Source organism: Tsuneonella sp. HG249 (assembly GCF_053819205.1).
This window is the reverse complement of record NZ_JBSOQY010000001.1, coordinates 1,066,010-1,090,621: the sequence shown is the minus strand read 5'-3', so window position 1 is coordinate 1,090,621 and position 24,612 is coordinate 1,066,010. Positions and strand designations below refer to the sequence as shown.

At 66.6% G+C, this 24,612-nt stretch carries 27 protein-coding genes and 1 tRNA gene; 17 read left to right on the top strand and 11 right to left on the bottom strand.

Annotation, left to right across the window (positions count from 1 at the left end; genetic code table 11):
• The first annotated feature begins 131 nt into the window (after positions 1 to 131).
• Complete coding sequence (locus tag ACWPM1_RS05405; RefSeq protein WP_455693811.1) at positions 132 to 941, top strand: DUF4349 domain-containing protein; 810 nt, start codon at positions 132 to 134, stop codon at positions 939 to 941.
• A gap of 52 nt (positions 942 to 993) precedes the next feature.
• On the opposite strand, the gene ACWPM1_RS05400 is transcribed toward ACWPM1_RS05405, so the two are convergent.
• From ACWPM1_RS05400 to ACWPM1_RS05385, 4 genes are all read right to left on the bottom strand, one after another.
• Positions 994 to 2,832, bottom strand: coding sequence for a DUF885 domain-containing protein (locus ACWPM1_RS05400; protein ID WP_455693810.1), 1,839 nt, complete (start codon positions 2,830 to 2,832; stop codon positions 994 to 996).
• Positions 2,833 to 2,912: 80 nt separating this feature from the next.
• Entirely contained in the window at positions 2,913 to 3,245 is a 333-nt protein-coding gene (locus ACWPM1_RS05395; RefSeq protein ID WP_455693809.1) for a 2Fe-2S iron-sulfur cluster-binding protein, read from the bottom strand.
• A complete protein-coding gene (locus ACWPM1_RS05390) occupies positions 3,242 to 4,309 on the bottom strand; it encodes a cysteine desulfurase family protein (protein ID WP_455695129.1) in 1,068 nt (355 codons plus the stop codon). Before ACWPM1_RS05390 ends, ACWPM1_RS05395 begins: the two co-directional genes overlap by 4 nt.
• Positions 4,309 to 5,406, bottom strand: coding sequence for a cysteine desulfurase family protein (locus tag ACWPM1_RS05385; protein ID WP_455693808.1), 1,098 nt, complete (start codon positions 5,404 to 5,406; stop codon positions 4,309 to 4,311). The genes ACWPM1_RS05390 and ACWPM1_RS05385 overlap by 1 nt, the downstream gene beginning before the upstream one ends.
• A gap of 90 nt (positions 5,407 to 5,496) precedes the next feature.
• On the opposite strand from ACWPM1_RS05385, the gene ACWPM1_RS05380 reads away from it, so the two are divergent.
• Positions 5,497 to 6,153, top strand: coding sequence for an alpha/beta hydrolase (locus ACWPM1_RS05380; protein WP_455693807.1), 657 nt, complete (start codon positions 5,497 to 5,499; stop codon positions 6,151 to 6,153).
• 91 nt (positions 6,154 to 6,244) lie between these two features.
• Positions 6,245 to 6,919: an energy transducer TonB gene (locus ACWPM1_RS05375; protein WP_455693806.1), complete on the top strand. Its 675-nt coding sequence runs from the start codon at positions 6,245 to 6,247 to the stop codon at positions 6,917 to 6,919.
• A gap of 29 nt (positions 6,920 to 6,948) precedes the next feature.
• Here ACWPM1_RS05375 and ACWPM1_RS05370 read toward each other — a convergent pair whose 3' ends face one another.
• Entirely contained in the window at positions 6,949 to 7,152 is a 204-nt protein-coding gene (locus ACWPM1_RS05370; RefSeq protein WP_455693805.1) for a hypothetical protein, read from the bottom strand.
• An 85-nt stretch (positions 7,153 to 7,237) separates the two neighbouring features.
• Between ACWPM1_RS05370 and ACWPM1_RS05365 the strand changes: the two genes are divergently transcribed.
• On the top strand, positions 7,238 to 7,627 hold the full coding sequence (locus ACWPM1_RS05365; protein ID WP_455693804.1) for a DUF3597 domain-containing protein: 390 nt from the start codon (positions 7,238 to 7,240) through the stop codon (positions 7,625 to 7,627).
• A gap of 40 nt (positions 7,628 to 7,667) precedes the next feature.
• Positions 7,668 to 9,497: a DUF885 domain-containing protein gene (locus tag ACWPM1_RS05360; RefSeq protein WP_455693803.1), complete on the top strand. Its 1,830-nt coding sequence runs from the start codon at positions 7,668 to 7,670 to the stop codon at positions 9,495 to 9,497.
• Positions 9,498 to 9,571: 74 nt separating this feature from the next.
• Here ACWPM1_RS05360 and ACWPM1_RS05355 read toward each other — a convergent pair whose 3' ends face one another.
• The gene (locus ACWPM1_RS05355) at positions 9,572 to 11,185 is read right to left on the bottom strand and encodes a phosphoenolpyruvate carboxykinase (protein ID WP_455693802.1); all 1,614 of its coding nucleotides are present in this window, start codon (positions 11,183 to 11,185) and stop codon (positions 9,572 to 9,574) included.
• A gap of 176 nt (positions 11,186 to 11,361) precedes the next feature.
• Here ACWPM1_RS05355 and ACWPM1_RS05350 point away from each other — a divergent pair, with 176 nt between their 5' ends.
• The 7 genes from ACWPM1_RS05350 to ACWPM1_RS05320 all read left to right on the top strand — a co-directional run bounded on the left by ACWPM1_RS05350 (position 11,362) and on the right by ACWPM1_RS05320 (position 16,641).
• Positions 11,362 to 12,117: a response regulator transcription factor gene (locus ACWPM1_RS05350; RefSeq protein WP_455693801.1), complete on the top strand. Its 756-nt coding sequence runs from the start codon at positions 11,362 to 11,364 to the stop codon at positions 12,115 to 12,117.
• Positions 12,110 to 13,675, top strand: a complete 1,566-nt coding sequence (locus ACWPM1_RS05345; RefSeq protein WP_455693800.1) for a stimulus-sensing domain-containing protein — start codon at positions 12,110 to 12,112, stop codon at positions 13,673 to 13,675. The genes ACWPM1_RS05350 and ACWPM1_RS05345 overlap by 8 nt, the downstream gene beginning before the upstream one ends.
• Positions 13,672 to 14,115: an HPr kinase/phosphorylase gene (locus ACWPM1_RS05340; protein WP_455693799.1), complete on the top strand. Its 444-nt coding sequence runs from the start codon at positions 13,672 to 13,674 to the stop codon at positions 14,113 to 14,115. The genes ACWPM1_RS05345 and ACWPM1_RS05340 overlap by 4 nt, the downstream gene beginning before the upstream one ends.
• Positions 14,112 to 15,038, top strand: coding sequence for an RNase adapter RapZ (gene rapZ / locus ACWPM1_RS05335; RefSeq protein ID WP_455693798.1), 927 nt, complete (start codon positions 14,112 to 14,114; stop codon positions 15,036 to 15,038). The genes ACWPM1_RS05340 and rapZ overlap by 4 nt, the downstream gene beginning before the upstream one ends.
• 73 nt (positions 15,039 to 15,111) lie before the next feature.
• Positions 15,112 to 15,540: a PTS sugar transporter subunit IIA gene (locus tag ACWPM1_RS05330; RefSeq protein ID WP_455695128.1), complete on the top strand. Its 429-nt coding sequence runs from the start codon at positions 15,112 to 15,114 to the stop codon at positions 15,538 to 15,540.
• 10 nt (positions 15,541 to 15,550) lie between these two features.
• Positions 15,551 to 15,829: an HPr family phosphocarrier protein gene (locus ACWPM1_RS05325; protein WP_455693797.1), complete on the top strand. Its 279-nt coding sequence runs from the start codon at positions 15,551 to 15,553 to the stop codon at positions 15,827 to 15,829.
• Positions 15,829 to 16,641 (top strand): TrmH family RNA methyltransferase, encoded by an 813-nt coding sequence (locus ACWPM1_RS05320; protein WP_455693796.1) that lies wholly within the window; start codon positions 15,829 to 15,831, stop codon positions 16,639 to 16,641. The genes ACWPM1_RS05325 and ACWPM1_RS05320 overlap by 1 nt, the downstream gene beginning before the upstream one ends.
• On the opposite strand, the gene ACWPM1_RS05315 is transcribed toward ACWPM1_RS05320, so the two are convergent.
• The gene (locus ACWPM1_RS05315) at positions 16,638 to 17,351 is read right to left on the bottom strand and encodes a hypothetical protein (RefSeq protein WP_455693795.1); all 714 of its coding nucleotides are present in this window, start codon (positions 17,349 to 17,351) and stop codon (positions 16,638 to 16,640) included. The genes ACWPM1_RS05320 and ACWPM1_RS05315 overlap by 4 nt on opposite strands.
• Positions 17,352 to 17,393: 42 nt before the next feature.
• Positions 17,394 to 18,773, bottom strand: coding sequence for a DNA recombination protein RmuC (locus ACWPM1_RS05310; RefSeq protein ID WP_455693794.1), 1,380 nt, complete (start codon positions 18,771 to 18,773; stop codon positions 17,394 to 17,396).
• 201 nt (positions 18,774 to 18,974) lie between these two features.
• Here ACWPM1_RS05310 and ACWPM1_RS05305 point away from each other — a divergent pair, with 201 nt between their 5' ends.
• Entirely contained in the window at positions 18,975 to 19,415 is a 441-nt protein-coding gene (locus tag ACWPM1_RS05305; RefSeq protein WP_455693793.1) for a four-helix bundle copper-binding protein, read from the top strand.
• Positions 19,416 to 19,425: 10 nt separating this feature from the next.
• Here ACWPM1_RS05305 and ACWPM1_RS05300 read toward each other — a convergent pair whose 3' ends face one another.
• Together ACWPM1_RS05300 and recR are read right to left on the bottom strand one after the other, a co-directional pair.
• Positions 19,426 to 19,992 (bottom strand): peptide deformylase, encoded by a 567-nt coding sequence (locus ACWPM1_RS05300; RefSeq protein WP_455693792.1) that lies wholly within the window; start codon positions 19,990 to 19,992, stop codon positions 19,426 to 19,428.
• A 42-nt stretch (positions 19,993 to 20,034) separates the two neighbouring features.
• The gene (recR, locus tag ACWPM1_RS05295; RefSeq protein ID WP_455693791.1) at positions 20,035 to 20,631 is read right to left on the bottom strand and encodes a recombination mediator RecR; all 597 of its coding nucleotides are present in this window, start codon (positions 20,629 to 20,631) and stop codon (positions 20,035 to 20,037) included.
• Positions 20,632 to 20,683: 52 nt separating this feature from the next.
• On the opposite strand from recR, the gene fmt reads away from it, so the two are divergent.
• Genes fmt through ACWPM1_RS05280 form a run of 3 tightly spaced genes read left to right on the top strand, consistent with a single transcriptional unit; the run spans position 20,684 to position 23,504 of the window.
• The gene (gene fmt / locus ACWPM1_RS05290; protein ID WP_455693790.1) at positions 20,684 to 21,589 is read left to right on the top strand and encodes a methionyl-tRNA formyltransferase; all 906 of its coding nucleotides are present in this window, start codon (positions 20,684 to 20,686) and stop codon (positions 21,587 to 21,589) included.
• The gene (gene truA, locus ACWPM1_RS05285) at positions 21,586 to 22,335 is read left to right on the top strand and encodes a tRNA pseudouridine(38-40) synthase TruA (protein ID WP_455693789.1); all 750 of its coding nucleotides are present in this window, start codon (positions 21,586 to 21,588) and stop codon (positions 22,333 to 22,335) included. The genes fmt and truA overlap by 4 nt, the downstream gene beginning before the upstream one ends.
• Before the next feature lie 56 nt (positions 22,336 to 22,391).
• Positions 22,392 to 23,504 (top strand): zinc-binding dehydrogenase, encoded by a 1,113-nt coding sequence (locus tag ACWPM1_RS05280; protein WP_455693788.1) that lies wholly within the window; start codon positions 22,392 to 22,394, stop codon positions 23,502 to 23,504.
• Here the strand turns inward: ACWPM1_RS05280 and ACWPM1_RS05275 are convergent.
• Entirely contained in the window at positions 23,501 to 24,478 is a 978-nt protein-coding gene (locus ACWPM1_RS05275; protein WP_455693787.1) for an asparaginase, read from the bottom strand. The genes ACWPM1_RS05280 and ACWPM1_RS05275 overlap by 4 nt on opposite strands.
• Positions 24,479 to 24,539: 61 nt before the next feature.
• Here ACWPM1_RS05275 and ACWPM1_RS05270 point away from each other — a divergent pair.
• A tRNA-Val gene (locus tag ACWPM1_RS05270) sits at positions 24,540 to 24,612 on the top strand.

Genomic DNA, 24,612 nt, shown 5'->3' with positions numbered 1-24,612 from the left:
TGGCCAAAATGAGGCACAATTGCGGCGGGAATGGGGCGTGAGAGGAGAGTGAAATGAAAAACAGTTTTCTTTTCAGCTGTGTAGCCGTGCTGGCTTTGACTGCTTGCGGGCAGGAGAAGCAAGGCGGCGAGATGTCTGAGGCCATGGCTGGGGCGTCCGCCGACGCCGCCGCAACGCAGAGTGTGCCCGAATCCCGCGAAGCGGCGAGCGACACCACGGTCGCCAATGACCTTCCGCCAATCCCTGCGGGCATGCCCCAGTTGGCCTACGATTACGGCATGGCCTTCGAACTTGAACCCGCCGGTATCGGCAAGCTGATGCGGCGCCACGCCAACGTTTGCGAGCAGCAGGGTCCCGCCTCGTGCCGCATCGTCGGCATGGATCTTTCGGGCCGCGCCCAGGACGATGATGTGCGCGGCAAGCTTTCGCTGGCGGTCGCCTCCAACCACGCACGCGCGGTGACCGCGCTGCTGGAAGACGAAGCGGCCGACGCTGGCGCTGAAATCGCCTCTTCCACCATCGGCAGCGAAGAAGTGTCCAAACAGATTGTCGACACCGAAGCGCGCATCCGGACGCGCGAGGAACTGCGAGATCGGCTGCTCGAGGTCCTGCGCACCCGCAAGGGCAGCGTGCAGGAACTGGTCGAGGCCGAGCGCAGCGTGGCGACCGTCAACGAGGAGATCGATCAGGCGCGCTCTTGGCTGGCCGAGACCAAAGGACGCGTCGCGTTCAGCAAGCTCGACATCGACTACGCGCCGCCCTCGGGCGCCGCGAGCGAGTTCACTGCGCCGGTCAAGGGCGCGCTGGGGGCGCTGGGCGGCATCTTCGGCGGTCTGGCTGCGGTCCTGATCGTGCTGCTTGCTCTCGCGCTGCCGATAGGGGGTGCCGTCGCCGCCTTCGTGACCGTCCGCCGCAAGCTGGCGTCTACGTCCACGAACTAGTTCGCCCGCCCGCGCCGTCACCTACGGCGCGGGCCGGTGCGTCACGCCTGCCTCACGACTTGGCCTTTTCCGCCGCGATCCACTCGCGCACGCGGCGGTCGAGCAGCGTCAGAGGCAGCGAGCCGGCGCCGAGCACCGCATCGTGGAACCCGCGGATGTCGAAGCGCTTGCCGAGCGCCTTTTCCGCCTCCGCACGTAGCGCGAGGATCCGCAGTTCGCCGACCTTGTAAGTGGTCGCCTGGCCCGGCCAGACGATGTAGCGGCGCACTTCGTTGCGCACGGTTTCGAGCGGCGTGGCCGAATTGGAGCTGAAGTAGGCGATCGCCTGATCTTCGGTCCAGCCCTTCGAGTGAACTCCGCTATCGACCACCAGACGGATCGCCCGCCACAGTTCGTTGCTCAGGCGGCCGAAGTCCGAATACGGATCGGTGTAGGTGCCGGGCATCTCCTTGGCGAGCTTCTCCGCGTAGAGCCCCCAGCCCTCGATATAGCTTCCGTAGAACGCCCGCTTCTGGAACTCCGGCACACCGGCCAATTCCTGCGCGATGGAAAGCTGCATGTGGTGGCCGGGAAGCGCCTCGTGGTAGGCGATCGCCTCCAGCACGTTCTTGGGCATCGCCGTCATGTCCGCGAGGTGGGCGTAGTAGATCCCGGGCCGCGAGCCGTCCGGCGTGCCCGTGCGGTAGTGTTGGGCTCCGCCCGCCTGCTCGCGGAACGGTTCGACCCGGCGCACCTCGAGCGCTGCTTTCGGAAGCAGGCCGAAATACTGCGGCAGCTGGCGCTCGATGCGGCGGATCGCCGCGTCGGCCTCCGCGATATACTGCTTGGCACCATCGTCGCCTTGCGCGAAATAATTGTCGGGCTTGGTCCTGACGTGCTCGAAGAATGCCTTGAGATCGCCCTTGAAGCCGACCTTACGCTGGATCGCCTCCATCTCCTTGTGGATGCGTTTGACTTCGCTCAAGCCCAGGCGGTGGACCTCATCGGGCGTCATCTCGGTCGTCGTGCGGCTGGTCAAGGATTGCGCGTAAAAGGCCGCGCCATCCTTCAATGCGCCGACCCCGGTGGCGACCGCCGCAGCATTGGGGCGATCGGCTTCGAGGAAAGCGATCAACTCCTTGTATCCGTCCGCGTACCCGTCCCTCAGCGCCTCGGCGAGATAGGCGGTGAGCGCCGCGGCATCCTCGCTCGAAATCGCGTTCTTAGCAGCGAGCGCGGCGATCTTGGCTTTGCCGTCGGCCCAGATCGCGTTGTCGGCTCCATCATCGAACGGCGCGCCGGCGGAAAGCCTGCGCGCTTCGGCGGTGGCGATGTCGTAAGCGAAATAGGGCGGTCGGACGCCATTCGCGGCTCGGTCCCGCGCGATCTCGGTGAGCTGGCTCATCGCCCGGCCGATTCCGGAAACCCGGCTGATATAGTCGACCATGTCCTGGCGCGTATCCACCCGGTGCTGCGACATCAGCAGCGAGGGCAGCGCCGCGTGGACGCCCTGCATCTGGGTGAAGACGTAGTTGCTGTCGCGGAAGCGCCGCCCGGCGGCCGCTTGCTCGTAATTGCTCACCCAGATGTCGTACGACAGCTTGTCGCTGGGCGAGAGGCTGCCGTAATCGAAGCTGCGCTTCAGTTCATCCACGGTCGCCTTCTGCCAGGCGAGCTGGGCGTCGGCCGCCGCGAGCGAGAAATCGTCGATCTCGCCGTAGCGCTCTTTGCGGCCGAGGCCCGTCAGCGAGAGCGGGCTCATCTGCAGCTGCTCTTCGTACTTCGCGTCGAACCAGGCCTTGAGCCGGGGATCGCGCGCTTCGGCGTTGGCGGTCTGGGCCCACGCGGGCGAAACGCCGGCTCCGAGTGAGACCGGAGCCGCGGCCAGCAGAAGAGCAAGAACCAGGCGCATGCGAATCTTCCCTCGAAGGCAATGACCGACCGGCGTTTACCGGCCTTTTGCGATTGGCCCAGCGGTTTATGCGCGCCGGTTCAGACCCGCCGCATGTCCCGCGCCTCGGCGGGCACGCGCACGGCGAGCCCGTCGAGATTCGACGTCAGTTCTATCTGGCACGACAGGCGGCTGGTGCGCACCGCCCCGGCGGCGAGGTCGAGCATGTCCTCTTCATTTTCGCTCGCGGGCGGCAGGCGGTCGAACCATTCGGGCGCCACGATCACGTGGCAGGTCGAGCACGCCATCTGCCCTTCGCAGGTGCCCTCGAGCGCGAGCCCCTTGGCCTGGCCCAGCCGCAACAGGTTGTCGCCCGGCTCGGCTTCCGCTTCGACCAGGGCGCCGCGCGGATCGGTGAAGGTGACGCGGATCATTGCGCCTCCGCCGCGGCGTTGATCAGCGCGGCGGCCTGCTCGATTTCGGCGAGCGTGGTGTAGCGGCCGAAGCCCAGTCGGATCGAGCTTTTGGCCTGCTCGTCGGACAGGCCGATCGCCCGGAGCACATGGCTCGGGCGCCCAGAACCGCTGGCGCAAGCGCTGCCAGCGGAGAACATCACCTCGCGGCAATCGCTCATCAGCCGGGCCACATCGAGACCCTCACGGCAAAGGTTGAGGTTGCCGTGCCAGCGATTCTCCGCGCTACCGTTCAATTCCCACCCGTCGAACAATTGCCGCGCGCGATTCCACAACGATTCAACATGCTTCGCGTCCCGATCAAGCGCTTCATTCGCAAGCGCGGCGGCCGCCCCGAACCCGGCGCAGAGCGCGGGGCTGAGGGTGCCGGAACGGTATTCCTCCTGCAGCCCCCCGGTGATCTGCGGCGTCAGCTCGACCCCGTCCCGCACCCACAACGCTCCGATTCCCTTGGGCCCATAGACCTTGTGCGCGCTCACCGCGACGAGGTCCGCGTCGGCAATCGGCATCTTGCCGAACGACTGGACCGCGTCGCACAGGAACAGCGCGCCCGCCTCCCTCGCCCGCGCCGCCCACTGTGACGTCGGCTGAACCGTCCCGATCTCGTTGTTCACCTGCATTACGGCGACGAGGCGCGTGCCCGGGGCAAGCTCGGTGTCGGGATCGGTCAGGCCATCGCTGTCGACCGGCAACTCGTAGGCATTGCCCAGCGCCTGCGCGGTATCGCGCACCGCCGCATGCTCGATCGCGGAGTAGGCGACCGGGCCCGCGCTTCCGCAACCGCGCATCGCAAGGTTGACCGCCTCACACGCGCTGCCCGTGAAGATCACCCGTCCTCCGGGGGGCATCAGCGCGGCGACCTGCTCGCGCGCGACCTCGACCGCCGCCTTCGCCCCACGCCCCGCGCGGTGTGAGGAGTGGGGATTGCCAAAGCCTTCGCTCTCCGGCCCGCCGAGCCAGCGCATCATCGCCTCGCGCGCTTCGGGAGCGAGCGGCGTGGTCGCCTGGTAGTCGAGGTAGATTATCATCCCTTTCCCCGTGCCATGGCGAGCCAGGTTTCGCAAAACCGCTCCACCTCGGCGCGGGTGGTGGTCCAGCCGAAGCTGACCCGGATGGTGCGATCGGCGATCTCGTCGGCAAGTCCCATCGCGGTCAGCACATGGCTGCGCTTCATCGTTCCCGACGAGCAGGCCGAACCCTGGCTGAGGGCGATCCCTGCACCGTCGAAGCGCATGAGCTGCGCCTGCGCCGATATTCCCGGCATGGCGATCGCCCGGATGTAGGGCGTCGGATCGGACAAGCGGTCCGCCAGCCATTCCCCGCCGAGCGCGCGTACTTCCGCGGCAAACGCATCCAGCGGCTCGAGAACTGCAGGATCGACATAGGGTTCGCCGCATGCCTCCAGCGCGGCGACCATTCCCAGCACGCCCGGCAGGTTCTCGGTCCCCCGGCGATAGCCGCGCTCCTGCCCTCCGCCGGGATGCAGCATCGCATAGTCCTTGACCAGCAACGCCCCCGCCCCGACGGGCCCGCCGAATTTGTGCGCGGCGACGATCGCCATGTCCGCCATCTGGGGCAGCTCGAACTTCCCGGCGCTCTGCGCGCAATCGACCAGCAACAGGCCGCCGTTATCGTGGACCACCTCCGCCGCGAAGCCGATGTGCTGGCGATTGCCGGTCTCGGAATTTACGTGCTGCACCGCCACCAGCGAGCGGTTCTCCGGATCATCGACCAGCAGATCGGAGGGCCGGCTTTCGTCCGAGAGCGCCACGACATCGGCAGCGCCGTCGCCGCGCACGGGCAAGGTCCATTCCGGGCGATCTCCGCGCAGGACCGCATCGTGCTCGACCGCGCTGGCCACGTCGTGCACCGCGTTGGCGGCATCGAGCGCCAGCGCCGCCGCCTCGCTCGCGCCGGAGGTAAAAATGACCTCGCCCTCCCAACCGAGCGCGAGCTTGAACCGCTCCCGTGCGTCCTCCAGCGCAGCCCGCGCACGGCGGCCTTCGCTGTGCGGGCTCGACGGATTGGCCCATAGCGCGAACCCCTGCTGCATCGCCGCGCACGCTTCCGGGCGCAGCGGCGTGGTGGCCGCGTGGTCGAGATAGATGCGGGGATTTGTCACGATTGCGATTTTCGCCTTCGCGCCTATATAGCCGCCCACCCGCGGGGCGCCAGCCGGCAGCCTCGTGCCCAGCTCGAACTAGGTCGTTTCATGCCTCAAGTGATCTTTCCCGGCCCCGAAGGCCGCCTCGAAGGCCGTTACAGCCCGGCTCCGCGCCCACGCGCGCCGGTGGCAATGATCCTTCATCCGCATCCCCATGGCGGCGGCACCATGAACGACCGGATCGTTCAGCGGCTCTACAAGACTTTCGTGGACCGCGGGTTCGCGACGCTGCGGTTCAACTTCCGCGGCGTCGGCCGCAGCCAGGGCAGCTTCGACAACGGGGTCGGCGAGCTGAGCGATGCGGCAAGCGCGCTCGACTGGGTGCAATCGATCCACCCCGAAGCCCAGACGACCTGGGTCGCCGGGGTCAGCTTCGGCGCACTCATCGGCATGCAGTTGCTGATGCGCCGCCCGGAAGTGCGCGGTTTCATTTCGGTATCGGCGCCGGCGAACATGTACGACTTCAGCTTCCTCGCGCCCTGCCCCGCGAGCGGCATCTTCGTCCACGGCGCGCAGGACACCGTCGTCCAGCCGAGTTCGGTCGGCAAGCTGGTGGAAAAGCTGCGCACGCAGCGGCACATCACGATTCACCACGACGAGATTCCGCGGGCGAACCATTTCTTCGAGCACGAAGTCGAGGACATGATGCTGTCGGTCGACAAGTATCTCGATTTCCGCCTCTCGCCGGACTGCCCCATTCGCTGATTCGATTTTGTCGGTAGCTCTCCGCAACGCGATTGCACTTGCGGAACGTATGTAACGTTGTAACATTGCCTATCGGGAGAGGAGACTCGATATGGCATACCTTCAGCACACGAGTTGGAAAGATCGCCCGGGAGCAGTTGCGGGAGTGATCGGGATACACGCGCTTATCGGATATGCGCTGGTCACCGGACTTCAATTCACCGGGGTGATCGAAGTGGACCCGCCCTTCGTCGGCAAGACCTACACCGATCCTATACCTTTGCCGCCGCCACCCCCTCCGCCGACACCGAAAGCGAGCACCGAGGCGATCATAGAGCGGCCGATCGTCACGCCCAAGCCGATCATCGACGTCAGCCCGGTGAGGCCAATCGTCGACACGACCGATGTCATCCCGCAGAGGGACAATGTGATCACCAAGGTGATCCCCCAACCAACGCCCGCCTTCACACCAGCGGCCCGGCCGACCTCGGATCCGGTTGGAGCGCGTCCCAAAGGCAATCCCGGCAAGTGGGTGACCGTCGACGACTACCGCTCCAGCTGGATCAACCGCGAGATGGCCGGCACGGCCCGATTTCGCCTCGAGATCGGGGCAAGCGGCCGAGTCGAAAATTGCACCATCACCGCTTCGAGTGGCCATTCGGAACTCGACAAAGCGACCTGCGCGCTGGTCACCCAGCGCGCACGGTTTGATCCGGCCAAGGACGAGAGCGGCGCGAAGGTATTCGGAAGCTACAACAACTCGGTGCGTTGGGAATTGCCTGAGTGATTCTGACGGCGAAGGGCAGGCCTTAAATCCTAGCGGTCGCCCAGCTGCCCAATCGGTGAGCGCCCTTTGCCGTCGGGCAGCGTCCATATGCCGACGTTCACGACCGCGATCACAGCGAGCACCAGCATGAGCATAGCCTGGCGCCGCATGCCCGGCTTGCGCCAGAGATAGATGGCACCGAGCACCAGCGCGAAGGCGGCCAGCACGAGCACGGAAAGAACGGTCGACAGCATGGAATCGTCTTAGCCCCGACCATGCTCACGGAACAGCCCGCTGCGCCACTGGTTGATGACCACAAACTCTTCGGGAGCGCATGACATGAGCATTTTCGGCAAGATCAAGGACGCCATCTTCGGCAAGGCCCACGCCCAGCCGGCGCCCACCCCCACGCTCGATACCACTCAAGCGCCCGGCGCGTCGTCCCCTTCGCCCGCGGCGCTCGATCCCGAGCCCACGGCACTGGTCGACGTGGAGAACCACATGGATTCGATGCCGGGTGCCGACCGCCTCAACTGGCGGACGTCCATCGTCGACCTCATGAAGCTGCTCGGGATCGATTCCGATTACGAAGCTAGGAAGGCGCTGGCACAGGAACTCGGCCGCACCGACTACTCCGGTACCGCTGAGGACAACGTCTGGCTTCACCGACAGGTGATGGGCGAGCTGTCGCGCAACGGCGGCAAGGTACCGGCAGAATTTCTAGACTAACGTATTTGACAGGCGCTCGGGGCGCCCGCAAACGGCTGCCATGAAGTTACAATTTCAACTATCGCGCCGCCAGGCCCTTGCCGGTCTTGGCGGCGTTTCCGTTGTCGCCCTTACCGGTTGCAAGACGACCGTCGCGGCCAGCCCCGCTCTCTCGCCCCAAGCGCTGCTTGACGACGTGGCGTGGAACTTGATCGAGCACCAGCCTGGCATCGCCACGGGCCAAGGCATCGACGTAGGCGACAAAGCCTATCTGAGGGGGCGCCTATCCGATCCCTCGGCAGCGGGGATCGCGGCATTCGCCGATACCGTGCGGACCGACCTTGCGCGCGTCCGCAAGGTCGACACCAGCGGTCTGGATCCCGCGACGCGCACGAGCTTCGAAGTCGTCGAAAGCGCCTATTCGACCGCCCTCGACGGCTTCGCCCTGCCCTATGGCGACGTGGCGGTAGGCGGCTGGCGTAACTCGCCTTACGTGGTGATCCAGAACGTCGGCGCCTATCTCGACCTACCGCGGTTCATGGATCCCGAGCACCCGGTGCGCGATCGCGACGATGCCGAAGCCTACCTTTCCCGCCTCGAGCAGATTCCGCGCGTGCTGGACGGAGAGCTGGGCCGCATCCGTGATGCGCGGGCCAAAGGCGTCGTCCCGCCGGGGTTCCTGCTCGACAAGGCGATCGCCGCGATGGAGAGCTCGATCGCCGATGCCCGTGAGCCGAACGGCGCTTACGTCAAGGGTCTGACGGCGCGAACCAGCGACATACCCGGCAACTGGGGCGAGCGCGCCCGCGCGCTCACGCCGGCGATCGCCGCGGCCCTCGAGCGCCAGCTGGGCGAGCTCAAGGTCGAGCGGACGGTCGCGGACATGGACCCTGGCATGTGGAGCCAGCCGCGCGGCGACGAGTGGTACGCCTGGGGCCTCCGCGCGGCGACCACCACGCGTCTCACCCCCGACGAAATTCACGCGATCGGCCTCAACGAACTCGATGAGATCCACGCCCGCATGGACAAGCTGCTGCAGGGCGCGGGCTACGCGCAGGGCACCGTCGGTGCCCGCATGCGGCAGCTTGCCGAGGACCCCCGCTACAAGTTCAAGGAGGGCGATCCCGGGCGCGCCGAGATCATGGCGTTCATCAACGAGCGGCTCGCCTGGATCAAGGCGCAGATGCCGCGCGCGTTCAACAACGTGGTGAACCCCAACATGGAAGTGCGCCGCCTGCCGCTGGCCGAGGAACCGGGCGGTCCCGGTGCCTATGGCGGTGCCGGCTCGAAGGACGGCAAGATCCCGGGCAAGATGTGGATCAACCTGGGCTCCACCGACCTGCATCGGAAGTACGACCTGCCCACGCTCACCCATCACGAGATGGTCCCCGGGCACATCTGGGAAGGTACCTATTCGAATAAGCTCCCGCTGATCCGCTCGATCCTCTCGTTCAGCGCCTTCTCCGAAGGGTGGGCGCTCTACGCCGAGCAGCTGGCCGACGAGCTCGGCGCGTACGACGAGAACCCGCAATGGCGCCTGGGCTATCTGCAGAGCCAGGCCTTTCGCGCCTGCCGACTGGTCGTCGATACCGGCCTGCACCACAAGCGCTGGACGCGGCAGCAGGGAGTCGATTTCTTCGTCCAGCGCAACGGCGACAACGCGGCATCGGTAGCGAGCGAGGTCGACCGCTACTGTTCGTGGCCAGGCCAAGCCTGCGCCTACAAGATCGGTCATACCGAGATGAACCGCCAGCGGACGAAGGCCCAGACCGCACTCGGCCCGCGCTACGATCTCAAGGACTTCAACCAGGCGGTGGTCGACGGGGGCAACGTGCCGCTCGACGTGCTGGCCAAGACGGTGGACCGGTACATCGCGGGCGCCAGAGCCTAGGCGGCCGAGCCGCAAAGAGAGGCCCCGCTCCGGTTTCCCGGGCGGGGCTCTCCTCTCCAACCGTCGTATCTAGTTCAGGCGGCTACCTTCTGCGCCGGCGTCGGCGCCGCGTCGCGCACGCCCTGATCGACGTGCTCTTCGAACTGCGCAAAGTTGTCGACGAACAGTTGCACCAGGCGCTCGGCGGTCCGGTCGTAGTCATCTGCGTCGGCCCAGGCCGCGCGCGGGTCGAGCAGCTTGGCGTCGACCCCCGGTACGCTAACCGGCACCTCGAAGCCGAAGTTAGGATCCTTGCGGAACTCGACGTTGTTGAGCGACCCGTCGAGCGCCGCATTGAGCAGCGCGCGGGTGGCCTTGATCGGCATGCGCTTGATGCCCGGCTCGGTCGCCTTGCCGCCGGACCAGCCGGTGTTGAGCAGCCAGCACTGCACCCCCCCTTTCGCGATCCGCTCCTTGAGCAGGTTGCCGTAGACGCTCGGGTGACGCGGCATGAACGGCGCGCCGAAGCAGGTGCTGAAGGTCGCCTCGGGCTCGGTCACGCCGATCTCGGTGCCGGCGACCTTGGCGGTGTAGCCAGAGAGGAAGTGATACATCGCCTGGTCGGGCGTCAGTCGCGCGATCGGCGGCAGCACGCCGAACGCGTCGGCGGTCAGCATCACCACATTGGCTGGCACAGGACCGAGGTTCTTCTCGGAGGTGTTGGGAATGAATTCGATCGGATAGGCGCCGCGGCTGTTCTCAGCCAGCGAGGCATCGTCGAAGTCGAGGTTGCCTTCGGCATCCATCACCACGTTCTCGAGCACGGTGCCGCGCATCTTGGTCGTGGCGTAGATTTCCGGCTCGGCCTCGGGCGAGAGGCGGATCATCTTGGCGTAGCAGCCGCCTTCGAAGTTGAAGACCGCCGTGTCCGACCAGCCGTGCTCGTCGTCGCCGATGAGGGTGCGGCTGGCATCGGCCGACAGGGTCGTCTTGCCCGTGCCCGAGAGACCGAAGAACACCGCCGTCTTGCCGTCGGGGCCGATGTTGGCGCTGCAATGCATCGGCATCACGCCTTCAAGCGGCAGCAGGTAGTTGAGTATGCCGAAAACGCTCTTCTTCATCTCGCCGGCGTACTTGGTGCCGCCGATGAGGATGAGCTTCTCGGCGAAATTGACCGCGATCACCGTCTCGCTGCGGGTGCCATGGCGCGCCGGATCCGCCCGGAAGCTCGGCAGGTCGATGATCGTGTACTCGGGGCTGAAGCCCTCGAGCTCGCTCTCGGTGGGCCGCACGAGCAGTGTGCGGATGAACAGGTTGTGCCAGGCGAGTTCGTTGATCACCCGCACGTTGACGCGATGTTCCGGCTGCGAGCCGCCGAACAGGTCGGCGACATAAAGCGCGCCCTTGTCCTTAAGCGCAGCGAGGAAATCGGCCTTGAGCGCGGCGAAATGCGCGGGAGCCATCGCGACGTTGACCTTACCCCAGTTGACCGAGTTCTCGGTCTCGGCATCGCGGACGATGAACTTGTCCTTCGCGCTACGGCCGGTGTGTTTGCCTGTCTCGACGACCAGCGCGCCTTCCTTCGCGAGCTTGCCTTCACCGTTGGCCAACGCCGCTTCGATCAGCGCGTCGGTCCCGAGGTTGGCATGGATTTCGGCGGCAGTGTCGATGCCCTGGGCCGACAGCGAATGAGCAAGCGGAGCAGTCAACGATATTCTCCAAGCGGATGCGACCGAGCGCCCCGTGCATACCTATGCGCGCGGGCTAGTCCGGCGCATAGTCGCGGAAGCGATTTCCGTCAAACAACGCAGGTTAGCATGCGGACCAAGCGTTGCTTTCCGACGCTTTATTGTCACCCGCCACGCTTCGGTCTAGTCCCGCAGACATGCGAGAGGACAGCACTGCCACCGGCGAGCGTACAGCCAGCGACCGCCGCACCATCGCGCTCGTGGACGACGACCGGAATATCCTCACCACCGTGTCGATCGCGCTCCAGGCCGAAGGCTTCGCCACCCGGGTGTACTCCGACGGCGAAGCGGCGCTGAAGGCGATCACCGAGAACCCGCCGGACCTCGGCGTGTTCGACATCAAGATGCCCCGGATGGACGGGATGGAACTGCTTCGCCGCGTGCGCGCCGAACACACTGCGCTGCCGATCATCTTCCTCACCAGCAAGGACGACGAGGAAGACGAGGAAGCCGGTTTCGAACTGGGCGCGGATGACTACATCGCCAAGCCGTTCAGCCTACGCCTGCTGATCGCCCGCATCCGCGCGATCCTGAAGCGAGCGGGTCTTGCGGACGAAAGCGACTCGGGCGTGGCTACTCCCGAGCCAGGGCCCGTCATCGAGCGCGGGCGGCTGCGGATGGACCCAGCGCGTCACCAGGTGACCTGGGAAGGCCGCCCGGTCTCGCTCACCGTCACCGAGTTCCTGATTCTCGAGGCGCTCGCCCAGCGCCCCGGCGTCATCAAGAGCCGCAACCAGCTGATGGATGCAGCCTACCCCGACGATGTTTTTGTCGACGATCGCACCGTCGACAGCCACATCAAGCGGATGCGCCGCAAGTTCCGTACCGTGGACCGCGAATTCGGCGCGATCGAGACGCTGTACGGCGCGGGATACAGCTTCGCCGATGGCTGAGACGACCGCGGGGCTCCTCCGGTTCACGCCCGGAGGACGGCTTTCGCTCACCCCGCGGCTCCTGATCATCAACCTGCTGCCGCTACTTCTGCTCGGCGGCGGGGTGTTTTATCTCGACAGCTACCGCAAACAGCTCCTCAACGAGCGCTACAAGCTGGCGAGGGTCGAAGCGCAGATCACCGCGGAGGCGCTCGCCGGAGCCAGCCGGGAGCGGCAGGAAGCCGTGCTCGTCCAGATCGGCAAGGAACAGAAGATGCGCCTGCGCATGTTCGATGCCGAAGGTGAGTTGTGGGCCGACAGCTTCGCGCTCGACGAACCGAGCTTCGAATTCGACACGCCCGGCGATGAAACCTGGCAGGAGAACCTCGCCCGCTGGATGGACCGGGCGGTCGATGCCGTGGTCGGCGCAGAGCCGATCCCGAACTATATCGAGCCCGACAATCTCGACGCCGATGCCTGGCCCGAGCTCAAGCGCGCCCGCGAAGAGAACCTCACCCAGATCCAGCTGCGCGACGCGAGCGACGGAACCCCGGTTATCAACACCGCGGCCCCCGTCGGTCTGCGCGGCGCGACGCTGCTGACCACCCGGAACGCAGTCGACATCACCCAGGAGGTACGCGAAGCGCGCGCTACGCTGATCACCGCGGTCATGCTCGCGTTGCTGATGTCGACGCTGCTCTCGCTCTACATGGCGCGGACCATCGTCACCCCGCTGCGCATGTTGGCGAACGCGACCAACCGCGTGCGACAGGGGCGCGAGCGACAGGTCGAAGTGCCTCGCCTGCCCCAGCGGCGGGACGAGATCGGCCAGCTCGCACGCGCCATCTCGGACATGACCGACGCGCTGCGCCAGCGGATCGACGCGGTCGAGCATTTTGCAGCCGACGTCGCCCACGAGATCAAGAACCCGCTCGCGTCGCTGCGCAGCGCGCTCGAATCACTGGGCACAGTCGAGGACAAGGACCTGCGGCGGCAACTGAACGACATTGCCGCGCACGACGTGCGGCGGATCGACCGGCTGGTCAGCGAGATATCCGAAGCCAGCCGCATCGACGCCGAACTCAGCCGGGCAGTGTTCGAAAAGATCGACCTCGTCGACCTGGCGCAGAACATCATCGGCCGCCGCGAACTGCGCGATGAGAACGCGGGGCGGCAAGTCGCCTTCACCCATCCCTCGCGGGGCGGCGCGCCGGTCATGGGGGTTCCCGTGCGGCTGGAACGCGTGATCGATAACCTGCTCGACAACGCGGTGTCGTTCTCGCCCCCGGAAGCGCCGATCGAACTGTCGATCTCGCGCGGGGATAGACTGGTGACGCTTACCGTGTCCGATCATGGCCCCGGCATACCCGAGGATGCGCGCGAGAAGGTGTTCCGTCGCTTCCACTCGGACCGGCCCGAGGCCGAAGGGTTCGGGCAGCACAGCGGGCTCGGCCTGGCGATTGCCCGGACGATTGCCGAGGCGCACGACGGAACCCTTATCGCCGAGCCTCGCGCCGACGGTGGCAATGGCGCGTGCCTGGCGATCACGCTGCCGGAGGCGAGCGCACCTCGGCCGTGAAGCTGCGACAGTCAACCGCGGTCGCCATCGATGGGCGGGCATTGCTTATCGAAGGGCCGCCCGGGTGCGGCAAGACCAGCCTCGCCCTCGCGCTGATCGATCGCGGCGCCGTGCTCGTGGGCGACGACGGGGTAGCCCTCAGCTCGCGTGGCGGGGTCCTTTGGGCCGAACCGCCCGAGGCGACTCGCGGGGTGCTCGAAGTGCGCGGCGTGGGCTTGACCACCCTCCCCTACACGCAGGCGCCGGTCGGGCTGGTCTTGACCTTCGAAGCCACCCCCCCTCGCTATGTCGAGACGGCCGGATCGCTGGAGATCGAGGGGATCGTCATCCCGTCGCTGCCGTTCGACCTCTCCGCGCAGGCCTCGCCGCTACGGGCGGAATATGCGCTCGCGCTGCATGGGTTGGACTTTTCCGGCGCCTGTTCGCAAATGGACCGATGAGCGCCGACTCGCCTGCCCCCGAGCACCGCCAGCGGGTCATGCTGGTCACCGGGCTGTCGGGTGCGGGAAAGACCACCGCGCTCAACGTGCTGGAGGACCTGGGCTGGGAGGCGCTCGACAACTTCCCCATTCGCCTGCTCGAACGGCTCGTGGCGACGGAGCCAGGGCAGGACGAGCCGCGCCCGCCGCTGGCCATCGGCTTCGATTCGCGCACGCGCGGGTTCGTGCCGAGCCAGATCATCGCGCGGTGGAAAAAACTCGCCGCACGGCCCGATCTCGACGTGACCACGCTCTTTCTTGACTGCAGCGGTGCCGAGCTTGAGCGGCGCTACAACGAGACCCGCCGGCGCCACCCGATGGCGCAGGGGCGCCCGGTCATGGAAGGGATCAAGGCCGAGCGCGAGCTGATGGAGCCGCTGCGCCGCTGGGCCGAGGCGGTGATTGACACCAGCGCGCTGACCTCCAGCGATCTCCAGCAGGCCATCCGCGAGCGGTTCGGCGACGCGCCGGCGGACGCCATGACCGTGACCGTCTCCAGCTTCGGTTTCGCCCGGGGAATGCCGCCCCTGGCTGACCTGGTGTTCGACATGCGCTTTCTCGACAACCCGCATTGGGATCCCGACCTGCGGCCGCTAACGGGGCTCGACGAGCCGGTGTCGGCGCATATCGAGCGCGATCCGGCCTGGGACGAGGCCTTCGCCCGCATCCGTGACCTCGTGCTCCAGTTGCTCCCGCGTTACGCCGCGCAGGGAAAGACCTACGTCAACCTCGCGTTCGGCTGTACCGGCGGGAAACACCGCTCGGTCCACTCGGCGGAGGCCATCGCCCGGGCCTTGCGCGACGCGGGGTTTTCGCCCACTGTGGTCCATCGCAACCTGGGTTCGCGCGCCGCAGACCAGCTCGAAGGGCAGCCGCAGTCGTGACGAACTCGCTACTTCTGGGCGCCCGGGGTCGGGCCGGCGCCGCGCAATGGCGGAAAACGAGCATCATCTTCACATGATCGGTTTAATTCTGGTCACCCACGGCCGCCTGGCCGAGGAATTCGTCAGCGCGATGGAGCACGTCGTCGGCCCGCAAGAGCGGATCGCGACGATCTGCATCGGGCCCAGCGACGACATGGAAAAGCGCCGCGCCGAAATTGCCAAGGCGATTGGCGAGGTCGACACCGGCACCGGGGCCATCATCCTCACCGACCTGTTCGGCGGGACGCCGTCCAATCTCGCGATCTCCCTGCTCGAGGCGGGCCGAATCGAGGTCATCGCCGGGATCAACCTGCCGATGCTCATTCGCCTCGCCGGCGCGCGCAAGGCGATGGGCGTGAGCGACGCGGTCAAGGCGGCGCGGGACGCGGGCAAGAGCTACATCACCATCGCCTCCGAATTCCTCTCGGCCGAGGCCTGCCTCAAGAAGAAGGCGGCCCAGTGAGGCCGGTTTCATGAGCGAGGTCCGGCGGACCTGCACCATCGTCAACCAGCGGGGCCTTCATGCCCGCGCGAGCGCCAAGTTCGTCAACGCGGTGGCGCAGCTACCCTCCGGCTGCAGCGTCCGGATTGCGGCCAGCGGCAATGAAGCCGGCGGCGGTTCGATCCTCGGGCTGATGATGCTCGGCGCCGCGAAGGGGGACACCATCGAGGTGATCGTTGACGGTGACGATTCCGGAGCCGTGCTCGACGAGCTTTGCGCGATGATCGACGACGGCTTCGGCGAGAACTGATGGCGCACCCCGGCCGGCGGCAGATCACCGGCTTTTCCAATCCCACCGTCAAGGCGCTCCGGAGCTTGCGCGACAAGAAGCACCGCAAGGCGGAAGGCAAGTTCCTCGCCGAAGGGCTGCGCCTGCTCACCGACGCGCGCGAATCCGGCATGCTGCCGGAAACCCTGGTGATGGCAGAGGGGCGCGAGAGCCATCCGCTGCTCGCCGCGCTGGAAGCCGATGTGCTGGCCGCCGGGGGCGAGGTGATCGAGACCTCGGAAGAGATACTCAGCAAGATCACCGGCAAGGACAATCCGCAGGCAATCAGTGGTGTATTCGCAGAATTCAACACTGGTTTGCAGCGGATCGAGCGCTTCATTGCACCGATTTGGCTCGTGGTGCAGGCGGTGCGCGACCCCGGAAACCTCGGCACCATGCTCCGCACTGCGGACGCCGTCGGCGCCGGAGGGCTGATCCTGATCGACGATTGCGCCGACCCGTTCAGCGTCGAAGCCGTCCGAGCCAGCATGGGCGCCGTCTTCACCGTACCGATCGCGCAGGCGCGGTGGGAAGAGTTCCTGCCGTGGCTGCGCGAGGGAGCCGGTCAGCTCGTCGCGGCGAGTCTGCGCGAGGCGGTGCCCTACCGCGGCGCGCCGTACGAAGCGCCGTGCTTCATCCTCGTCGGCAACGAGTCCCGTGGCCTGCCCGACGAGTACGAAGCGGCCTGCGACCTCAGGGTCACCATGCCGATGCGCGGGCGTGCCGACAGCCTGAACGCCGCGGTCGCCGCCGCCGTTCTGGCTTACGAAGTGTTGGCGTCGCTCGAGAGCTAGTCGCCCGCGATCAGGCTGGTGAAGCTCCACTTTCCGTCACGGCTCGATGCGATCAGGCGGTAGTCGATCACGCTCCGCAGTTTGTCGGTGGCCACGAACAACGTCTCGCCCTCCGCCGTCTTGACCTGCTGGCGTGCTCGCTCGGGATAGAAGCCTTCCAACTCGACGGCGTCCCAGGATAGCGAACCGGCGGGCTTGCCGCTCTCGGCGGAGCGGTAGGCGGGCACGTCCTCCCCCGTCACGATCATCGTCATCATGGGATCGCGGGTGCCGAAGTCGCGGTCGAAGAACCAGGGCAGAGTGATCCCGCCCGCTTCGTTCGCCGCGCATCCGAGCGCCATCAGCGCATCGAGTTCGCTCCAGAGAGCGCCTTCTTCCTCCGTCAAGCGGGAACGCAGTTCCGCAGTCCCCGCCCCGCCCCCGAAGTCGAGCTGCACGTCGGGCGCGGCAAGCGCGATCAGCTTGGCGGCATCGCGCGCCTCCACCGCGGCCGCCAGTTGCGCACGGAACGCGGCGGCTCCGGGAACGTCGGCACACTCATCGCGCGGCGCGAATTCACCTTTGGCGAAGGGGGTCGGCTCTTCGCCCTCGACCTTCTCGACGACGGTATCGGCCGCCTCGCTGATCGACTCCGAGGGAGCATGCTCCTGGCTACAGGATGCCAGCAGCAGCGCGGACAATATGGCGATGGAAGAAGTGGATATCTTCATTTCCGCTGCGTAACCGCCGAGTACCGCAGGTGGCAACCCGCGCTACACGCCGGCTTCGACTTCGCCTTCCGCTATTCCCACATAACGAGGTGCCGATTCCACCAGCGGCACTTCCTCGATCTCGCGCTTGCCGATCTCGATGCCCTTGTCCTTGAGCCGTCGGCCCGCAGTGAGAACGTTGCGCTCGAAGCTGCCGACGAACTTGTTGTAGTTGTTGACCGCAGTCTCGAGTCCGCCGCCGACCCGCTTCATGTGCTCGGCCGCCACCGCCAGCCGGTCGTAGAGCTCGGCACCGGCCTTGCCTATTTCGACGGCTTCGCGCGCGATCGTGTCCTGTCGCCAAACCTGCGCGACCGTCCGCGCGATGGCCACGAGATTGGTAGGAGTGGCCAGCAACACTTTATTACGGAAGGCAAAATCCCACAGTTCGGGATCGTGTTCGAGCGCGGCGGCGACGAAGTGCTCGCCGGGAACGAACATCACCACGTAATCGGGCGCCTCGTCGAACTGGCTCTGGTAGCTCTTGGCGCCCAAGGTCTGGACATGGTTGCGCATCGACTTGGCGTGGAGGTCGAGGTGCCGGCGGCGTTCGCCGTCGTCCTCGCACTCGAATGCCGCCTGGTACGCGTTGAGCGACACCTTGGCATCGATCACCAGCTTTTTCTGTCCGGGGACGCGGACGATCGCGTCGGGGCGCAGGCGCCCCTCCTCGGTGTCCATGGAGTGTTCGAGCGTGAAGTCGGTGTGTTCGGACAGCCCACACTGCTCGAGCACATTCTGCAGCGCGCGTTCGCCCCACCGGCCACGCGCCTTGGGGGCGTTGGTCAGCGAATTGCCCAGCCGGGCGGCCTCCCGCCGCACTTCTTCCTGTCCGGCCTTCATCGATTCAATCAGCCCCGTGAGCTGGCCGAACGAATCGACCCGCTTGGCCTCAAGCGCCGCGACCTGCTCCTCGTAGGCCTTGAGCCGCGAGCCGACCGGCTCGAGCAGCGCCTTGATCTTTTCCTCGGACGCCTTCTCCGAATGCCCCATCCGCTCAGCGGCCGCAGCCAGCATCTTTTCCTGCGCCATCCCAAGGACTTTGGCGCCGGTGTTCTCGAATTCCTTGAGCAAATTCGTGCGGCTCTCCTCGAGCAGGCGCTTCTGCTCGGCGAACCCTGCGCGTTCCGCCTTGAACGCCGCGTTCTGTTCGCGCGCTGCGTCGAGTTGCGCCGCCAGCACATCCGCCCGCGCGGCGCGCTCGCTCATGGTGGCGAGTTCGGGGACAATGCGCGCCAGCTTCTCGTTAAGCGCCCTGCACTCGCCCTCGCGTTCGCCGTGGCGAGATTGCCAATCGGCTACCGGGCGCGAACCGAAGAACCAGCCGGCCGCCAAGCCCGCCAGCAACGCAACGACAACCGCCACAACGACCGCGAAATCCATGTTCATCGCCTGCTTGCCGAAGGTCCGGCCTTCGAAAGGTTACACTAAGTTGACACCAACGACGGGTCCGCTGCGGGATTGCGACGGCAGACGCCTTCGATCGGCATAACGGCTTGGAACATAGGCGGAACGAGAGCTGTAGGAAAGCCTGCTCTGGAACAATCCCCGTTCCTCGCGCGCTGGTGCGGTGAGGAGAGAGCCATGTCGATCAAGGAAATGATCCGCGAGCACCCCGCGGTCGGGAGCGATTACAACGAGACGCTTGGCGAAGCGGTCAAGCACGCGATGTACTGCGCGGCGATCTGCAATTCGTGCGCCGACGCCTGCAGCGCCGAGGAAATGGACATGCGCCGTTGCATCCGGCTGTGCCTGGACTGCTCGGACGTGTGCACGATGGCCTATCGCATCGCCACCCGGCGAACCGACGAGAACCGCCAGCTGATCCGCTCAGTGTTGGCGGTATGCATTGAGGCGTGCGAAACCTGCGCCGAGGAATGCGAAAGGCACGACCACGCGCATTGCCAACGCTGCGCCAAAATGTGCCGTGAATGCGCCGAGGATTGTCGCCGCGCCCTGACCGCGCTCAACGACGAGGTTCACACTGACCGCGAACGCAGCACGTTCGAGCACGGCGCGGCTTAACCGCCCCGCGTCAGGCCGCCTGGCGCAGCTTCTGCAGCTTCTTCAGCACCATCTGCCGTTTCAGCCGGCTGAGATGATCGATGAAGAGCACCCCTTCGAGGTGGTCCATTTCGTGCTGGATGCAGGTGGCCATCAGCCCCTCCATCGTCTCTTCATGGAACGTACCCTCAAGGTCCTGCCAGCGAACGCGGCAGGTCGCCGGGCGGTCGACGTCGGCGTAAATCTCGGGGACCGAGAGGCAGCCTTCCTGGTAGGTCGCCAGGTCCTCGGCCGGGTCGAGGATTTCAGGGTTCACGAAGACCCGCGGCTGCTTGATCGTCGGCCGGTGGTGATGGTGGTGCCCGTCATGATCGCACGGCTCGGGCTCGGCGTCGGGATCTTCGGGCTGCAGGTCGATCACCAGGACGCGCTTCGGCACGCCGACTTGGATGGCCGCGAGGCCGATCCCCGGCGCGTCGTACATCGTCTCGAACATGTCGAAGACGAGCGTCTTGAGCTCGTCGTCGAACACCTCGACAGGCGTCGACACGGTCTTCAGCCGGGGGTCCGGCACCTCGAGAATCTCACGGATGGCCATGGCGGGCAGATAATCACGGCACCGCTGAACGGCAAGTGGGCGCTAGCCGACGGGCCGCCGTGCCCGCAGCGCCTGCGCCAGAGTGCCCTCGTCGAGATAGTCGAGCTCCCCGCCCACCGGCAAACCGTGAGCGAGCTGGGTAATGCGCACGGGAAAGCTCTCGATCCGCTCGGCGATGTAGTGAGCGGTGGTCTGCCCCTCGAGCGTGGCATTCATCGCCAGGACCACTTCGTCGATCCCGCCCTTCCCCACACGGTCGATAAGGCGCCCGATGGTCAAGTCTTCGGGTCCAACCCCGTCGAGTGCTGAGAGCCGGCCGCCGAGCACGTGATAGCGCCCACTGAACAGCCTGGCGCGATCGAGCGCCCACAGGTCGGCTACGTCCTCCACCACGCACAGCGACCGAGGATCGCGGCGCGGGTCGGCACAGATGCCGCAGGGGTTCTGCGTGTCCACATTGCCGCAAGTGGCGCACTCGACGAGCTTGTCGCGCACTTCCCCGAGCGCGGCGACGAGTTGGGTGAGCGCCGTCTCGCGGCGCTTGACCAGCCACAGCACCGCCCGCCGCGCGCTCCGTGGCCCCAGCCCGGGCAGCCTCGCCAGCGCGGAGGCGAGGGTCTCGATCTCTTGCGATGCCATGGGGCGGGAGATAGGGGCTGGCGCCTCGCCACGAAAGGTACGGCCCCCGGTTATGCGCATCGTGTTCATGGGAACGCCGGCCTTCGCGGTGCCGACGCTTATTGCGCTGGCGGAGGCCGGGCACGAGGTGGTTGCCACCTACACGCAGCCGCCGCGCCCGGCGGGCCGGGGAAAGCGTCTACAACCGAGCGCGGTGCAGCTCGAGGCCGAGCGCCGCGGTATCCCGGTGCTGTCTCCGAAATCACTGAGGCCTGCCGAGGCGCAGATGCGACTGGCGGCATACGCGCCCGACATCGCAGTGGTGGCGGCCTACGGCCTGATCCTTCCCCAGGCGGTGCTCGATATCCCGGCACGCGGTTGCCTCAATGTCCACGCCAGCCTCCTCCCGCGCTGGCGTGGCGCGGCGCCGATCCAGCGGGCGATCATGGCCGGTGACCCGGTCACGGGCGTTACGATCATGCGGATGGAGGCCGGGCTCGACACCGGCCCGATGCTCTCGGTGGCGCGCACGCCGGTCGACGACAAAACCGCCGGGGAACTGACCGCCGAACTGGCCGAGATCGGCGCGCGGCTGATGGTGGAGACCTTGCACGACCTGCCGAACCTGCAGGCCAAGCCGCAGGACTATCTCGAAGCCACCCACGCGCCCAAGATCGACAAAGCCGAGGCCCGGATCGACTGGACCAGCAATGCTGAAGCGCTCGAGCGGAAGGTGCGCGGCCTTGCCCCGTTCCCCGGCGCCTGGTTCGAACTCGACGGCGAGCGGATCAAGGTATTGCAGGCGCAAGTTGTCGCCCGCGAAGGCAAGCCGGGCACGACTCTCGACGACGGGCTGACCGTTGCCTGCGGCTACGCTTCGCTGCGCCCGATCCTGGTCCAGCGGGCTGGCAGGCCGGCGATGGGCGTCGAGGCTTTCCTGCGCGGCAAGCCGATCCTGGCTGGCACCCTCGTCGGGTGACGCGTTTCGCCTTCACGCTCGAATTTGATGGTGGGCCCTTCGCCGGCCTGCAGCGGCAGGACAACGCGCCCACCGTGCAAGGCGCGGTCGAGGATGCGGTATTCGCAGTGGCCGGCGAGCGGACGACGCTGCACGCCGCAGGGCGCACCGACACCGGGGTCCACGCGCGTGCGATGCGGGCGCATGTCGACCTGGCGAAGGACATTGCACCGTTCCGGCTCATGGAGGCGCTCAACGCCCACCTGCGACCCGCGCCGATCGCAGTGACGGGCTGCAAAGCGGTGTCCGACGAATGGCACGCGCGGTTTTCGTGCATCGGCCGCGCGTACGAATACTGCATCACCAACCGCCGCGCGCCACTGACGCTGGAAGCGGGACGCGCGTGGCAGATTGGCCCTGAGCTCGACGCCGATGCCATGCAGGAAGCTGCGCAAGCGCTGATCGGAAAACACGACTTCACCACCTTCCGTTCGGTTCAATGCCAGTCGGCGAGTCCGGTCAAGACGCTCGACCGGCTCGATGTGCGGCGCGTAGGCGATCACGTGACGGTCGAAGCCGCTGCGCGCAGTTTCCTTCACCACCAGGTGCGCAGCATGGTGGGCTGCCTCGCCCTCGTCGGCATGGGTCGCTGGAAGCCCGCGCGTATCGCCGAGGTTCTCGAAGCTAAGGACCGCCAGAAGCTCGGTCTCAATGCCCCGCCCCACGGTCTCTACTTCGTCCGCGCGATCTACCCCGGCGAGGGCTAGCCATCGTCGCGCTGCGCGACTAGCAAAGTTGCAAACCGAAACTGGGAGACTCGATCATGGCCACCACCGGCAAGCAGCTTTTCACCACCCTCGCCGCTGACGGCAAGCTGACAGTGGAGGTGGCGGAAACCCAGTTTCCCGACCCAACCGGCAACCAGGTCCTCGTCAAGATGGAGGCCGCGCCGATCAACCCGAGCGACCTCGCGCTGCTGCTCGGCCAGTGCGACCTCGAGAACGGCGAGTACTCGCCCGGCAAGCTGGTCGCGACGATGCCCGAGCCGTTCCATTCGGCGATGAAGGGCCGGCACGGCCAGCGCATGCCGGTCGGCAACGAGGGCGCGGGGACCGTGGTCGCGACCGGCGATTCCGACATGGCCAAGGCGCTGATGGGCCAGCGCGTCGCCTGCGTGCCCGGCCATGCCTACTCGCAATACGCCATTGCCGATGCGGCGATGTGCCTGCCGCTCGGTGAGCTCTCGTCGGAAGTCGGCGCGAGCGCGTTCGTCAATCCGATGACCGCGCTGGGCTTCGTCGAGAACGCCAAGATGGACGGGCAAAAGGCGATCGTCCACGCCGCCGCTGCCAGCAACCTCGGCCAGATGCTGGTCAAGATCTGCCAGGAAGACGACATTGGTCTCGTCAACATCGTTCGCAAGCCCGAGCAGGAGGCGATCTTGCGCGATCTCGGCGCCAAGTGGGTGGTCAATTCCTCCGCGCCTGATTTCATGGCCAAGCTGATGGAAGCGATCGACGCCACCGACGCTTACTACGGCTTCGACCCGATCGGCGGCGGCACCACGGTCGATGCGTGCTTCAAGGCGATGGAGCGGGTCGCGGTCGGCAAGATGAAGGACTACAATCGCTACGGCTCCAACCAGCAGAAGCGCATGTTCATATACGGCCGGCTCGACACCGGGCCGACCATCCTTACCCCGAGCTACGGCTTCGGCTGGACGCTGTCGGGCTGGTTGCTGACACCGTTCCTCGCTCAGGCCGGGGTCGAGACGATGCTGCGCATGCGCCAGCGGGTGCTCGCCGGGCTGACCTCGACCTTCGCGAGCCACTACAAGACCAAGGTCACGCTGGAGCAGATGCTCGAGAAGAGCGCGGCGAGCGACTATCGCCAGATGAAGACCGGCGAGAAGTACCTCGTCACACCCTGGGGTTAGCGGCGGTCGAATTCCGCCTGCATCGCCGCGGGATCGGTGATCCCGCTGGCGATCAGCACTTGCAGCAGGATGCGCGCCTTGGCCGGGCCTAGCGCCCGCGCGGCGACGAAGCCAAGCGCGTCGTCGTCGACCTCGAGGTTGCGGTCGACCGAGCCTTGATCCACCCGGCTCGAGCGCACCACCGGCACGCCTGCTCCGGCAAGCGCGGCAATCACGGGACCAGGCGCGTTGCCCTGCCCGAGGCCGGCAAGTATCAGCCCGCTGGCACCGCCGGCGAGCGCACAAAGGGCCGCATCGGTATCCATGCCGGCATATGCCGTCACGATCGCTACCTTCGGCAGCGCCTCGGGCCAGGCGAATCGCGCCGCGTGGCCTACCCGGTCCGGCGGCCCGAACCAGTCGAGCGATGTCGGCGTGACGTTTCCGATCGGTCCACGGGGAAATCCCCGGAACGCTTCGGCTCCGCCGGTTCCCGCCTTGCGCACGTCGATCGCAGCGAAAACATGATCGCTCATCACCAGGACCACGCCGCGATTTGCCGCGTCGGGGTCTCCCGCAATTCGCAGCGCATTCGCGAGGTTGCGCATCCCGTCACTTCCGACTGCATCAGCCGGGCGCATCGCACCGACCAGAACGACCGGCTTGCCCGCCGGCAGCGTCAAGTCGAGCAGGAATGCCGTCTCCTCGGCGGTGTCGGTGCCGTGGGTGACGATGACACCATCCACGGCGTCGTCGGCCATCGCATCGGAAATCTCCCGATGGAGTGCGTTCCACTGGGGCCAACCGATATCCTGCGATCCGATCGCGGCGATGTCATGCCCGTCGAATTGCGCCGCGAGCCCTAGCTCGCGGGCCGCATCGAGTAGCTGGGCGACGCCGATCTGCCCCGGACGGTAACAACGCTCGATCGCCGATCCCGCGCTGCCCGCAATCGTGCCGCCGGTGGCGAGTATCCGGATGCGGGGCGTTTTCACGACGGCCGCCCTAGCCCCGATTGACGCCGCGCGAAACCCGACTAGAAGCGCCACCCGCGTGGGGCGCTTAGCTCAGTTGGTAGAGCATCTCGTTTACACCGAGAGGGTCGGCGGTTCGAGCCCGTCAGCGCCCA

Coding starts and splice junctions, on each gene's coding strand:
- ACWPM1_RS05370 (WP_455693805.1), bottom strand. CDS start 7,152: ATGCTGTCGACCGTTCTTTCCGTGCTCGTGCTGGCCGCCTTCGCGCTG.
- ACWPM1_RS05300 (WP_455693792.1), bottom strand. CDS start 19,992: ATGGCCATCCGTGAGATTCTCGAGGTGCCGGACCCCCGGCTGAAGACC.
- ACWPM1_RS05325 (WP_455693797.1), top strand. CDS start 15,551: ATGAGCGAGGTCCGGCGGACCTGCACCATCGTCAACCAGCGGGGCCTT.
- ACWPM1_RS05305 (WP_455693793.1), top strand. CDS start 18,975: ATGTCGATCAAGGAAATGATCCGCGAGCACCCCGCGGTCGGGAGCGAT.
- ACWPM1_RS05280 (WP_455693788.1), top strand. CDS start 22,392: ATGGCCACCACCGGCAAGCAGCTTTTCACCACCCTCGCCGCTGACGGC.
- recR (WP_455693791.1), bottom strand. CDS start 20,631: ATGGCATCGCAAGAGATCGAGACCCTCGCCTCCGCGCTGGCGAGGCTG.
- ACWPM1_RS05315 (WP_455693795.1), bottom strand. CDS start 17,351: ATGAAGATATCCACTTCTTCCATCGCCATATTGTCCGCGCTGCTGCTG.
- fmt (WP_455693790.1), top strand. CDS start 20,684: ATGCGCATCGTGTTCATGGGAACGCCGGCCTTCGCGGTGCCGACGCTT.
- rapZ (WP_455693798.1), top strand. CDS start 14,112: ATGAGCGCCGACTCGCCTGCCCCCGAGCACCGCCAGCGGGTCATGCTG.
- ACWPM1_RS05310 (WP_455693794.1), bottom strand. CDS start 18,773: ATGGATTTCGCGGTCGTTGTGGCGGTTGTCGTTGCGTTGCTGGCGGGC.
- ACWPM1_RS05400 (WP_455693810.1), bottom strand. CDS start 2,832: ATGCGCCTGGTTCTTGCTCTTCTGCTGGCCGCGGCTCCGGTCTCACTC.
- ACWPM1_RS05380 (WP_455693807.1), top strand. CDS start 5,497: ATGCCTCAAGTGATCTTTCCCGGCCCCGAAGGCCGCCTCGAAGGCCGT.
- ACWPM1_RS05320 (WP_455693796.1), top strand. CDS start 15,829: ATGGCGCACCCCGGCCGGCGGCAGATCACCGGCTTTTCCAATCCCACC.
- ACWPM1_RS05350 (WP_455693801.1), top strand. CDS start 11,362: ATGCGAGAGGACAGCACTGCCACCGGCGAGCGTACAGCCAGCGACCGC.
- ACWPM1_RS05360 (WP_455693803.1), top strand. CDS start 7,668: ATGAAGTTACAATTTCAACTATCGCGCCGCCAGGCCCTTGCCGGTCTT.
- ACWPM1_RS05365 (WP_455693804.1), top strand. CDS start 7,238: ATGAGCATTTTCGGCAAGATCAAGGACGCCATCTTCGGCAAGGCCCAC.
- ACWPM1_RS05375 (WP_455693806.1), top strand. CDS start 6,245: ATGGCATACCTTCAGCACACGAGTTGGAAAGATCGCCCGGGAGCAGTT.
- ACWPM1_RS05395 (WP_455693809.1), bottom strand. CDS start 3,245: ATGATCCGCGTCACCTTCACCGATCCGCGCGGCGCCCTGGTCGAAGCG.
- ACWPM1_RS05405 (WP_455693811.1), top strand. CDS start 132: ATGTCTGAGGCCATGGCTGGGGCGTCCGCCGACGCCGCCGCAACGCAG.
- ACWPM1_RS05330 (WP_455695128.1), top strand. CDS start 15,112: ATGATCGGTTTAATTCTGGTCACCCACGGCCGCCTGGCCGAGGAATTC.
- ACWPM1_RS05345 (WP_455693800.1), top strand. CDS start 12,110: ATGGCTGAGACGACCGCGGGGCTCCTCCGGTTCACGCCCGGAGGACGG.